Source organism: Brevibacillus sp. NL20B1, assembly GCF_018195675.1.
In the GTDB taxonomy this organism is placed as follows: Bacteria; Bacillota; Bacilli; order Brevibacillales; family Brevibacillaceae; genus Brevibacillus; species Brevibacillus aydinogluensis.
Genome location: NZ_JAGTPT010000018.1, coordinates 13448 through 25446 on the forward strand (window position 1 = coordinate 13448; position 11999 = coordinate 25446).

At 59.3% G+C, this 11999-nt stretch carries 9 protein-coding genes and 1 other annotated feature; of the genes, 8 read left to right on the plus strand and 1 reads right to left on the minus strand.

Annotation, left to right across the window (positions count from 1 at the left end):
• The first annotated feature begins 7 nt into the window (after positions 1–7).
• Together KDN35_RS13090 and KDN35_RS13095 are read left to right on the plus strand one after the other, a co-directional pair.
• The gene (locus KDN35_RS13090; protein WP_212132907.1) at positions 8–988 is read left to right on the plus strand and encodes an aminoglycoside phosphotransferase family protein; all 981 of its coding nucleotides are present in this window, start codon (positions 8–10) and stop codon (positions 986–988) included.
• A gap of 4 nt (positions 989–992) precedes the next feature.
• Positions 993–1988 (plus strand): protein kinase family protein, encoded by a 996-nt coding sequence (locus KDN35_RS13095; protein ID WP_212132908.1) that lies wholly within the window; start codon positions 993–995, stop codon positions 1986–1988.
• 56 nt (positions 1989–2044) lie between these two features.
• Here KDN35_RS13095 and KDN35_RS13100 read toward each other — a convergent pair whose 3' ends face one another.
• Positions 2045–2227, minus strand: coding sequence for a hypothetical protein (locus KDN35_RS13100; RefSeq protein WP_171565493.1), 183 nt, complete (start codon positions 2225–2227; stop codon positions 2045–2047).
• Positions 2228–2381: 154 nt separating this feature from the next.
• On the opposite strand from KDN35_RS13100, the gene KDN35_RS19920 reads away from it, so the two are divergent.
• The 6 genes from KDN35_RS19920 (at position 2382) to murC (ending at position 11946) form a co-directional block, all read left to right on the plus strand.
• Positions 2382–4481, plus strand: a complete 2100-nt coding sequence (locus tag KDN35_RS19920; protein WP_249179093.1) for a SpoIIE family protein phosphatase — start codon at positions 2382–2384, stop codon at positions 4479–4481.
• Positions 4478–5716 carry an ATP-binding protein gene (locus KDN35_RS13110; protein ID WP_212132909.1) on the plus strand — a complete coding sequence of 413 codons (1239 nt, stop codon included), beginning with the start codon at positions 4478–4480 and terminating at the stop codon, positions 5714–5716. The genes KDN35_RS19920 and KDN35_RS13110 overlap by 4 nt, the downstream gene beginning before the upstream one ends.
• A 94-nt stretch (positions 5717–5810) precedes the next feature.
• A complete protein-coding gene (locus tag KDN35_RS13115) occupies positions 5811–6122 on the plus strand; it encodes an STAS domain-containing protein (protein WP_171565491.1) in 312 nt (103 codons plus the stop codon).
• A gap of 68 nt (positions 6123–6190) precedes the next feature.
• Positions 6191–6438, plus strand: a binding site (T-box leader).
• Positions 6439–6475: 37 nt separating this feature from the next.
• Entirely contained in the window at positions 6476–9148 is a 2673-nt protein-coding gene (locus KDN35_RS13120; protein ID WP_212132910.1) for a valine--tRNA ligase, read from the plus strand.
• 43 nt (positions 9149–9191) lie between these two features.
• Positions 9192–10562: a bifunctional folylpolyglutamate synthase/dihydrofolate synthase gene (locus KDN35_RS13125; RefSeq protein WP_212132911.1), complete on the plus strand. Its 1371-nt coding sequence runs from the start codon at positions 9192–9194 to the stop codon at positions 10560–10562.
• A gap of 1 nt (position 10563) precedes the next feature.
• Positions 10564–11946 (plus strand): UDP-N-acetylmuramate--L-alanine ligase, encoded by a 1383-nt coding sequence (gene murC, locus KDN35_RS13130; RefSeq protein ID WP_212132912.1) that lies wholly within the window; start codon positions 10564–10566, stop codon positions 11944–11946.
• Positions 11947–11999 lie beyond the last annotated feature (53 nt).

Genomic DNA, 11999 nt, shown 5'->3' on the forward strand with positions numbered 1-11999 from the left:
GGGAACCGTGGAGAAAATCGACCTTTCCGAGATTTGTCGGCGCTATCGGGCGAGGGTAATCCACATGACGCCGCTGGAAGACTGCTATCTGCTGGAGACAAACCGGGGCACCAAGGAACTGCGTATCTGGCCGCGTGTGGACGTGATGCGCTGGTCGTTTGCCTGGCGGGAGAGGATGGCCCGGCAGGGGTTTCGCGAACTGGAACGGTTCATTCGCACGCGGGATGCCAAACCGTATCTGGTGAAGGCCAGCCGCGGCATTACCCTGACAGACCATCTGCGCCACATCGAACCGGTTCCGACGGATCACGAGACCATCCGCCAATGCGGCAGGATCATCGGCATGATGCACGCAGCCCAGCGGGAGAGCAGCCTGTTTCCCGCCGTAGACTTTTGGCGCCAGGAACAGCTTCAGGCGGTGGCCGAGTCAAGGCGGGCACGGGAATTGTGGGAAGCGGTACGGGCCAGGTACAGGCGGGCGGAGGGGGAACGGCGGCGAGTCGCCGAATTGTTTCCCTTCGTGCTCCAGCGTATGCAGCGCAGCGCCGACCTGTTGGCCAGCTCGCGGATTGATCCGGCTGCACTGTCCGTCTCGCACGGCGAACTGCACCGGGACAATTTGGGCATGATCGATGGCAGGCTTTACCTGCGCGGCTTTTTCCAGCCGACGCTGTCCGTTCAGCAGCGGGATGTGGCCGTCTTTTTGCGGGATCTGTACCTGACGCATCATGACCAAGCTCAGGTGGATGCCTTTCTCGACGGCTACGAGGAGGCAAAACCGCTCAGTTACGGCGACTATACGCTAATGCTGGCGTTTCTGGCGGCACCAACGGAATTATGGAAACAAATGGAAAAATACATGGAGGATGATGGTCAGCCGGACGGGGGCTCGGCAGCGGAGTTTGAGCAGGCCCTCGTTCGTCAGCAAGCCGTCGACGGTTTGCTGCGGCGTGTGGCTGAGCGGGCTGAGGGTGCAAGGAGTGAGTAGGCGTATGAGCCGCTTTGACGATATTTATCCGCTGTTTCGTGAATACGACATGTACGCCCAGACCGTCGATGAACTAAAACCCCCCAACGTGTACAAGGTGTTGACCCCTTACGGATCGTTTGTCTGCAAGCGGACGCGGGTCTCTGCGCAAAAGCTGCTGCTTGTCAGCGGCGTTTTGCGCCATCTGCAGCAGCGGGGATGGGACGGAACCGTGCCGTACTGTTACACGAAATACGACGAACCTTACGTCCAGCAGGGAGAGACCACGTATTACCTGACCGTCTGGATGCCCGGGGGCGAACTGTGGGACAATCAGCCATTGGCCTGGGCGACGCCGACCGTGGAACGATTGGCCGAGCTGCACCATTTGACGCAAAATTTCCGGTTTGACGATCCTCGCCAGGTAGAGCCGCTGATCGACTCCCTTTTGAAACGCTGGCAGCATCTGTTGGCACATGCGGAGAAGGCGGCCGACCTGGCCCGTGAGCGCCTGTATCCATCGCCGTTTGACGTGGTCTTCCTCGCCAATCAGGCGTACGTGTCCGAACTGGCCCAAACAGCGATTGCCCGGCTCCGGGATTGGCGGGAACGGCACCAGACCCACGCCCACTTCCGCTTGTCCCTGATCCACGGTTTCCCCCATCCGGCCCACATCATGCCCGACCGCTCGGGGAAGGGAAAGCTGCTGAACTTTGACCGCGCCCTCTTTGACACGCCCACCCGTGACCTGACCCTGTTCTACCGCGCCTATTTTCACCAGGCGGGCGACGCGGCGGGGGCGAGTCAACTGTTTCATCACTACACCAGCATCTTTCCGCTTCGGCCGGATGAGATCGACCTGCTTTCAATCTTTCTCACCTACCCGGAAAGGGTGATGCGGGATATCGAAATCTACTACGGCGGCATGCGGGATTGGAACGAACTGTACGCCGTCAAGCGGCTGGAGAAGGATATAGACCGGTTGATGCGGCTCAACCGCTGGGTTCAGCAGGCCTTTTGACAAGCAGCGTCTCACAGAGTGGGGCGTTGTTTTTTTGCTGTCCTCATTGAAGTCCCCTACAGCCAGCCGAGGTAAATGGCCACGTACAAGAGCCCCAGGATGCCGAGCAGGACGACGTCAAACGATGTGGGAACGATCACCGTGCGGATGAACTGAAAGATGATCAGCGGCAGCAGAACCTGTTTGCAGCCGTACTTGATCCTCAGGTAGGTGGGGTGGAATTTCCAGCGGCAGTTCATCGGAATCACCTCGTTCCAGCATATGCGCAAGGAATACAGCCAGTGCCTTGCACCAGCCGCGCTTATCGGGGCAAAAACAGGTTTGGACGCAGGAGTGAGCGGGTAGGTAAAATGAAAATAGTCTGATAGGATAGCAAAAATAAGGAGATCCACGATGATCTGGGAAGCTCTTCTTTACACGCTGGGTACGGGCGCGGGCGCGTATCTGGTGCATGTGTCCCGTCGTTCAGCTTGCGATAGGCGTTGGGATGCGTTTTGGCTGGGATGGGGATTGATCAGCTGGGGAGCCGGACACCTGCTGGGATTCATCCCGATGGCTTGGGGCCGGATAATCAGCCTGTCTTTGTGTGTGTGCTTTTCGCTCTTTTTTCTGTTGGCCTTGCACACGATGTTTGCTCCGTATCTCGGCCGCGAGCGGTGGAAGACGCTGCTGGACGCACTGACGCTGTGCGCCATGTTGGGCACAACAGCCGTCTGCCTGATGCTCATGCCGGATTTGTCCCGCCAGCTGCACGCCCAAATGGCGCTGCAAAGCGGGTTTTTGCTGCTGCTTCCCGCCGTCACCCTGGCACTCGCCAATCGGCGGATGGCGGATGCGGCCCAGCCGGATCGGCGCCGCCTGCTTGCGGCCGTTTTGCCGTTTATTGTTTTGACGGCGGCGCTGCCCTTTTTGTCTCCGGCTCTGCTGTTTGGAGCGGGGGCCACTTCGCTTTGGCTTCTCTGCCGGGCGCATCAGCGTCGTGAGCGAGTCAGTGAACGCTCACTGGAAATCGACGACTGCACCCATTCGTACGAAAGACTGACATTTTCCCTCCATGATGCATCCATGGCGGCGGTACTGCTGACAGGTACCGTGGTTGCCGCCTTATCCGTTGCCGCCATACCGCGCCTCAGTCTGATCGGCATGGCCCTGGGAGCGCTGGTGGCGCTGGTGAGGCTGGTGCTGACAATCCGGGCCAACCGGAGCGTGATCAAACGCGCCTTTGGGTATGTGGACAGACTGGAACGGAGGTTCGCGGAGCAATTGGAGCAGAGTGGGCGGAAAAACGCCCAGATGGCGCAGCTGCTCAAGCTGAAGCAGCGCTATGAACAGCTCCTGATCGTCAGCAACGAGCACAGCATGAGGGAAGTGAGCTACGAAAACCTGCAGCTGGTGATCGAGGAGCTGGTGGACGCCTGGTTTGCCAAAATGGGCACGCTTTTATACCTGCGGCTGTCCCTGGAGTCAGCGGATGGTGTCGTCTATTACGAGAGCGTCCGGGGCAATCCGGACCATCCGCAAATTCGGCATACGCTGACGGAGCAGATTGTCGTCGACGAACAGCGGGATTCGCCGCTGTCGCCCCGCTACGTGGTGGTGTTGGCCAAGACGGCGGACGAAGAGGCGGATGAAAAAGAGATGGAGCACCCCTTTTACCGACTGCTCGCGGTCAACGTGCGTGGTCTGATCCTGCGCTGTCTGCACGAAAACCAGTCGCTTGAACTGCGCCTGATGGAGCAGGAGATGGAGCTTGCGCGGAGAATTCAACTGCTGCTCATTCCTGAGGAACGGATGGTGCTGCCGCGCCTGCAGGCAAAAGCGGTCTATCTGCCGGTTGCCTACGTGGGCGGGGACTACGTGGATTACGTCCGGATTGACCAGCGCTACACCTGCTTTGTCGTGGCAGACGCATCGGGACACGGCCTGCCGGCCAGCCTGATGGCCAACAGCATTCGCAGCGCGCTGCGGGCAGTGATCCAGACGTGCTGGGAGCCTGACCAGATACTCTACAGGCTGAACAACCTGCTGTATGCGGATTTGAGCAAAACGCGCTCGTTCATCACGATGTTGATCGTGGTGTACGACGCTGTTGCCCACAAGCTCTTTCTCAGCCGGGCGGGCCATCCCCAGCCGCTGTACCTGTCGGCCAGCAAGGTCGGCCTGTTCTCCTGCGCCGGGGGCTTGGGGCTGGGGTTGTCGTCCGACAGCCGCTACGTCCGGGAGGAAATGGACATTACTGAAGACGGCATGCTGCTCGTCTACACGGATGGCCTGCCAGACCTGAAGCGGCGCGATTCGAGCCGCTGCCCCGACAGATGGCGCCGGGAATTGTCCGCATTGTGGAACGAATGCCGGACATCGGCCGAAGATCGCATTGCCCTGGTGGAGCAGCGCGTCTGGGAATTGACCCGCGCCTGGCAGCAGAAGGATGACATTTCCTTGTTGATCCTTCAGTTTCAAACGGCTGCGAAGAAAGAGGGGGAAGGAGCATGATACTGTGTGAGCGGTGTCCCGACGAGCCCTCCTGCCGCAACTGCCTGAACGAACTGCGGGTGGGCCGCTCGGCGCAGAAGGTGCTGCCGCCCCGGCAGGTTCGTCTGACGCTTTTGGCGGACGGCGCGGAGGCTGTCGCGGAGCTGCGCGCGGTCAGCCGGACCGCAGTGGGGCTGTACTGTCCCGGGCAGCCGCTGCATGGGCGAATTGAAGTGGAGCTGGCCGCCGACTTTCGGATTATCGGCAGCCTGGTCCGGGGAATCCGCAATGTGCCGTATTACGTGCTGGATATTGAAAAGGTGCTGCGCCGGAACGAGGTGCTGGAGCGGCTGCTCCTGGATGAGTTTCACCGCTGGCATCTGAGCGGGGAGCTCGACCCGGCCTCGCTGTTGAAAAACATGCGGGAGCGGAACGACGAGTGGAGCCGGATAATCAAGCAGGAGCTGCAGAAGCTCTCCATCCTGCGCCAGGTGGGGGCGATCTACCTTTATCTGGTGGAGGACGGCCGCCTGCGTCCGCTCGGGACAGCTCGGGTGGACGAGCCGCTGGAGCAGGAGATGCGCCGTCTGGCGGCACGGGCGGCGGACGCGGGCACCGCGCTCAGGGAACAGGTCGTGGCGCCGGACGGGAGCCGTGTCTACGAGCTGTACGCGTCTCCCCTGCCGGACCGGACGTGCGGCCTTGCGCTGATCGACATTACGGAGGCGATTGCCGAGGAGCGGCGGCGGCAGAAAAAAGAGTGGGATTTGTACAAACAGGTGTTGGCGTCGGTGACGGGCGACAAGCTGGTCCTGTTGACTGACGAGGAACTGTTTGTACTGATCAGGGAAGGAGAGATGCTGGCTGCCATTGACGTACGGGCTCCGGAGGATTTGAGCAGGCTGAGGCGCGAGTGCCGACGGGTGCTGGAGCCGCTCGGAATGGCGGACAAGCGTCTATTGCAGTACATCGTGGCGCTGAACGAAGCGGCCAGCAATACGCTGAAGCACGGCAGCGGCGGTACGGTCACTCTCTACCGGGCAAATGAGCAAGTGTGCCGCGCCGTCGTCCATGACCAGGGGGGCGGCATCGATCTGGAAGAACTGCCGCGTGCGACGCTGATCCAGGGCTATTCCACCCGAAACTCGCTGGGTGTCGGGTTTCACGTCATGCTGCGGTGCTGCGACCGGCTCCTGCTTTGCAGTTCGTCGGCGGGCACAAAACTGGTCTTGGAGTGCCGCGTCCAACCATTGTGAATGTTTGGGAAATGCACAAAAGGGTAATACATGAAAGCAGGGAACTGTCAGTACCGGTGGCGTGATGAGAAAACCAAGGGAGAGGAGTTTGTGCATGGAATACCGGGCAATCGAAGCGGACGGACAGGCCGCGCTGTTTTTTGCCGGAGAACTGGACATGGCCGTAGGGGACGAAGTGGGGCGGCTGCTGCGCGAATACGGGGAGCGGAATCAACGCGTGACGGTTGACTTTCGCGACGTGACGTTTGTCGATTCTTCAGGGATTTGCAGCCTGTTTTACACCACCAAGGATTTGCTTAGTGCGGGCAAACACGTGGAAATCGTCAACGTGCGGGAAGAGATATTGGACATCCTGGAACTGCTGGGGTTTGCGGAGGCGCTCGGCATTGGCGTCAAAAAAGCGTAGCAGGCCGGGTTTGACGGGCTGCGCGCAGTTTGTATATAATAATAACCTAGAATCTGCAACAGAACAGGGAACAAGCGATGAACGGGAAGAGTAGGCCAGGACGCCTTGGCAGAGAGGGAGAATCATTTGCTGCGAGATTCTCTAAGGCAGGGAATGGCTGAAGGTCGCCCGGGAGTTGTTTCGGTGAAGCGATGCCGCTTAGCCGAAACCGGTCAACAGCCGTTATGTGTCTGAGGGAACGCACGCCCCGTCTGTCTTTTCGACGCGCCGTGTGTTAACAAAGGTGGTACCGCGAAATGATCCTTTCGTCCTTTGGATGAAAGGTTTTTTTATTTTCCGAAGGAGGATGTGCTATGTCGACTCAACCGACGCAAGACATCGATCAACTGCTGCCGAAGAACTACGATCCGAAGGCAGCGGAAAGCAAATGGTATCCGTACTGGATCGAAAAGCAGTTTTTCAAGGCGGAGCGTGATCCGGACAAACGTCCGTTCACGATCGTCATCCCGCCGCCGAACGTGACGGGCAAGCTGCACCTGGGGCACGCTCTGGACACCACCCTGCAGGACATCATCACCCGCGCCAAGCGAATGCAGGGTTACAGCACGCTGTTTTTGCCGGGGATGGACCACGCCGGAATCGCCACTCAGGCCCGCGTGGAAGCAAACCTGCGCGAACAGGGCATTTCCCGCCACGATCTGGGTCGGGAGAAGTTTTTGGAAAAAGTCTGGGAGTGGAAGCACATCTACGCCCAACACATCCGCGACCAGTGGGAAAAGCTGGGGCTGGCGCTGGACTATTCGCGTGAACGCTTTACCATGGACGAAGGACTGTCCCGGGCGGTGCGCGAGGTATTCGTCCGTCTCTACGAAAAAGGCCTGATCTACCGCGGCAACCGCATCATCAACTGGGACCCGGTCGCACGCACGGCGCTCTCCGACATCGAGGTGATCTACAAAGAGGTGAAGGGCGCGCTGCACCACATGCGCTACCCGCTGGCTGACGGCAGCGGCTACATCGAAGTGGCGACCACCCGTCCGGAAACGATGCTGGGTGATACTGCTGTCGCTGTTCACCCGGATGACGAACGATACAAGCACCTGATCGGCAAAACGGTGATCCTGCCGATTGTCGGCCGGGAAATTCCGATCGTAGCTGACGACTACGTCGACCCCGAGTTTGGTTCCGGCGCCGTGAAAATCACGCCGGCCCACGATCCGAACGACTTTGAAATCGGCTTAAGACACAACCTGCCGCAGATCGTGGTCATGGACGAAACCGGCACGATGAACGAAAACGCCGGCAAGTATCAGGGCCTCGACCGCTTCGAGTGCCGCAAGCAGATCATCAAGGACCTGACCGAGCAGGGCGTCATGTTCAAAATCGAGGAGCACATCCACCAGGTGGGTCACAGCGAGCGGAGCGACGCCGTCGTCGAGCCGTACCTGTCGACGCAGTGGTTCGTCAAAATGCAGCCTCTGGCCGATGCTGCCATCGCCAATGCGTACAGCGAGAACAGCGTCAAATTCGTTCCGGAACGCTTCAAGAACAACTACTTGCGCTGGATTGAAAACATTCGCGACTGGTGCATTTCCCGTCAGCTCTGGTGGGGACACCGGATTCCGGCATGGTACTGCCAGGACTGCGGCGAGACGATTGTGTCCCGCGACGACGTGACCGAGTGCCCGCACTGCCACAGCCACAAGCTGGAGCAGGACCCGGACGTCCTTGACACCTGGTTCTCGTCCGCGCTCTGGCCGTTCTCCACGCTGGGCTGGCCGGACGAGACCGAGGACTTGAAGTACTTTTATCCGACCAACGTGCTGGTCACCGGCTACGACATCATCTTCTTCTGGGTCGCCCGGATGATTTTCAGCGGCCTGGAGTTTACCGGGAAAAATCCGTTTGAGACCGTGTTGATTCACGGCATTATTCGCGATTCCGAAGGGCGCAAGATGTCCAAGTCGCTGGGCAATGGCGTCGATCCGATGGAAGTAATTGAAAAATACGGGGCAGACGCGCTCCGCTTCACGCTGGCGACGGGCAACTCGCCGGGGAACGACCAGCGCTTCTACTGGGAGAAGGTGGAATCCAACCGCAACTTCGCCAACAAGATCTGGAACGCCTCCCGTTTTGCCCTGATGAACATGGCCGGCTTCCGCTACGAGGACATTGACCTGTCGGGCGAACTGTCCACGCCGGACAAGTGGATTCTCTCCCGTCTGCAGGCTACCATCGCCGACGTGACCCGCTTGATGGACGCGTTTGAATTTGGCGAAGCAGGACGTGTGCTGTACAACTTCATCTGGGACGATCTCTGCGACTGGTACATCGAGATGGCCAAACTGCCGCTGTACGGCAGCGACGAGGCGGCGAAGAAGACGACCCAGTCCGTGCTCGCCACCGTGCTGGATCAAACGCTGCGCCTCCTGCATCCGTTCATGCCGTTCATCACCGAGGAAATCTGGCAGGCGCTGCCTCACCAGGGCGAGAGCATCACGGTGGCGGCATGGCCGACTGTCAATGAACAGTGGAGCTTCCCGGATGCCGAGGCAGAGATGAACCTGCTCATGGAAGTGATCCGCAGCGTGCGCAACATTCGCGCCGAGGTCAACGTGCCGATGTCCAAAAAGATCGAGCTGCTGATCAAGCCGGGCGACGCCGTTGCGCTGGAACGCCTGAACCGGGGCAAAGAGTACATCGTCCGCTTCTGCAATCCTGAACGCCTGGAGATCAGTGAGCAGTTGGCGACGCCGGACAAGGCGATGTCCGCCGTGGTGACGGGTGCGGAGCTGTTCCTGCCGCTGGCCGGGCTGATCGATCTCGACCAGGAGATCAAACGCCTGGAAAAAGAACTGGCGACGCTGCACAAGGAAGTAGAGCGGATCGAGAACAAGCTGAACAACCCGGGCTTTATGGCAAAAGCCCCGGCAAAAGTGATTGACGAAGAAAAGGCCAAACTGGCTGATTACATGGAGAAGCGGGACAAAGTGATTGCCCGCCTGGCGGAACTGAAAAGCGAATGAACCGCCGACCTTTCGCATACTTTTGAGAATGGAGCAATGCGGTATGAACGTAAACCGTTTGGAAGGGTACAGTGAAACGCTTGACTGGCTGCACGGGCTGCTGAGATTCGGGCAGAAACCGGGTCTGGAGAGAATGCGGTGGATGCTGCAGGAATTGGATCATCCCGAGCGCAGGCTGGCGTTTGTCCACGTCGCCGGCACGAACGGAAAAGGCTCCACCTGCGCCTATCTGACGCAGATGCTGCTGGAAGCCGGCTACAGCGTGGGCACGTTCACCTCTCCGTATCTGCTCGATTTTCGCGAGCGGATTCGGTTTAATGGCGTCATGATCCCCGAGGATGATCTGGTAGCGGTGGCCAATGAGGTGAAGCCGCTCGTGGAGCGCTGCGCGGCGGAAACGGAGTACGGCTCGCCCACGGAGTTTGAGGTGATCACCATGATCGCCATCCTTTACTTTGCCAAGATTGCCAGACCCGCCGTCGTCGTGTGGGAAGCGGGATTGGGAGGACGGAACGACTCCACCAACGTCGTCTTTCCGCTCGTTTCGGTCATTACCAACATCGGCATGGATCACACGGATGTCCTGGGAGGCACCCTGGAGGAGATTGCCCGGGAAAAAGCGGGGATTATCAAACCGGGTGTGCCTGTCGTGACCGGTGAACGGCGGCCGGAAGTGCTCACCGTTTTCCGGGAACACGTCGAGAAAGCACGCGGCACACTGTACACAATCGGTCAACACTTTGACGTGGAGCAGCTGGAGGAGCGGATGGGTGAGCAGCTCATCCGCTACCGCAGCCTGCACCGCCGGCACGAGACGGATTACCGGCTGGCCATGAACGGCCCCCATCAGGCGGATAATGCTGCCGTTGCCCTGATGACGATCGACGTGCTGAAAAACTTCTTCTCCTTTTTGCTGGAAGACGAGGAAATTGCCCGCGGACTGCAACAAACTCGCTGGCCAGGACGTCTAGAAGTCGTCTCGTCAAGACCGACGGTCGTGTTGGACGGGGCACACAACCGGGAGGGAATAGAAGCGCTGGTGAGCAGTCTGGAGCGGTTGGTGACAGCAGACACCCGGCTGCACCTGCTGTTTGCCGGACTGGCGGATAAGCCGCTTGCTCAGATGGCCGAGGCGCTCAAACCGCTGCAAGAGCGTGTGAAGACCATACACCTTGCGACGTTTGACTTTCCTCGCGCCGCCGAGAGCCGGCAATTGTACGATGCGTTTTGCTCGGGAGGATGGCAGACAGAAAGTCTTGAGTCCGTCTCCGACTGGCAGGCGTTTCTTTCTTCTTGGGTGAAGGACAGCCGGAGGGTAAACGGCGACGATTGGTTGGTTGTCTGCGGTTCGCTCTACTTCATCGCCCAAGTACGCGCGTTCTTTCCCACTACAGTAGAAGAGGCAGGTGAATAGGGTGGATCAGGCCCAACGCGTCCACTTTGTGGGCATTGGCGGATATGGCATGAGTGCCATCGCCCGCGTCTTGATCGACCTTGGCTACAAGGTAACCGGCTCAGATGTCGCAATGAACGATCTGGCCCAAAAACTGGTGGAACGGGGAGCTGTCGTGTATATCGGCCACGATGCCAAGCATGTCGCAGGCAGCGATCTGGTCGTATATTCCACCAGTATTCCAAAGGATAACCCGGAAGTCGTCGCGGCCCAGGCAAGCGGCATTCCTGTGCTGCACCGCTCCCAGATGCTGGCCCGTATTCTCAACGAGCGGACGGGCGTGGCCGTTGCAGGTGCACACGGCAAGACGACGACGACTTCGATGATCGCCCACGTTCTGGAAGAGTGCGGAGTAGATCCGACGTTTATCATCGGTGGAGAACTGCTGAATGCGGGAACCAACGCAAAAGCGGGCAAAAGCGATATCGTCGTTGCGGAAGCGGACGAGAGCGACGGCTCCTTCCTGGAGTATCGGCCTGTGTACGAAGTCGTCACCAACATTGAACCGGACCACCTGGAACATTTTGGCGGCGATTTTAACAATCTCAAGCGGGCGTACGCGCAGTTCCTCAGTCACTTGAAACCGGGCGGAAAAGCGATTCTGTGTCTCGACGATCCGACTGTCCGGGAAATGATGACAGCGGTATCCGAAACAGTGATTACGTACGCCATCAACCCGTCGTTTGTGGATCAGGCAGATTTCAGCGCACGGTCGATCCTCTGCGGCGACCGCCGCACCCAATGCGAGGTGTACCGACGTGGAGAGCTGCTCGGCGAGCTGACGCTGCACGTGCCGGGCAAGCACAACGTGGCCAACGCACTGGCAGCGATTATCGTCTGTCTGGAAGCGGGGCTGAGCTTCGAAGCGGTTGCGCAGGCGCTGGGAACGTTCAGAGGAGCAAAACGTCGGTTCCAGATTATCGGAGAAGCGCGTGACATCCTCGTGGTGGACGACTACGCCCACCATCCGACGGAAATCATGGCCACGCTGAACGGCGCCCGGGCGTCGGGCAGACGCGTGATCGCCGTCTTTCAGCCGCAGCGATTCACCCGCACGTATTTTCTCATGGATGAGTTCAGCCGGGCGTTCAAGGAAGCGGACGAGGTGATCATCACCGACATCTACTCCCCGGCTGGCGAGGAGAAAATCGAAGGGGTGACCGCCGAAGCGCTGGTGGAAAAGATTCGCACCAACAGCCACCCGCGCGCGCAGTACATCCCGACGAAAGAACAGGTACAGGAGCATCTGGTCAACGCGCTGCGGCCCGGCGACATGGTCCTGACCATGGGAGCGGGCGACATATGGAAGTCCGCTTACTGGCTGGTGGATAAGCTGGTCAAGTAACGGCAAGCACGTGTGAAAAACGGCAAAAAAACGTCCGGATGACGGTCCGGGCG

What these genes read in the sequence shown, in the direction of transcription:
- KDN35_RS13115 (WP_171565491.1), top strand. Translation starts at nt 5,811, where the DNA reads ATGGAATACCGGGCAATCGAAGCGGACGGACAGGCCGCGCTGTTTTTT.
- KDN35_RS19920 (WP_249179093.1), top strand. Translation starts at nt 2,382, where the DNA reads ATGATCTGGGAAGCTCTTCTTTACACGCTGGGTACGGGCGCGGGCGCG.
- KDN35_RS13125 (WP_212132911.1), top strand. Translation starts at nt 9,192, where the DNA reads ATGAACGTAAACCGTTTGGAAGGGTACAGTGAAACGCTTGACTGGCTG.
- KDN35_RS13100 (WP_171565493.1), bottom strand. Translation starts at nt 2,227, where the DNA reads ATGAACTGCCGCTGGAAATTCCACCCCACCTACCTGAGGATCAAGTAC.
- KDN35_RS13110 (WP_212132909.1), top strand. Translation starts at nt 4,478, where the DNA reads ATGATACTGTGTGAGCGGTGTCCCGACGAGCCCTCCTGCCGCAACTGC.
- KDN35_RS13120 (WP_212132910.1), top strand. Translation starts at nt 6,476, where the DNA reads ATGTCGACTCAACCGACGCAAGACATCGATCAACTGCTGCCGAAGAAC.
- KDN35_RS13095 (WP_212132908.1), top strand. Translation starts at nt 993, where the DNA reads ATGAGCCGCTTTGACGATATTTATCCGCTGTTTCGTGAATACGACATG.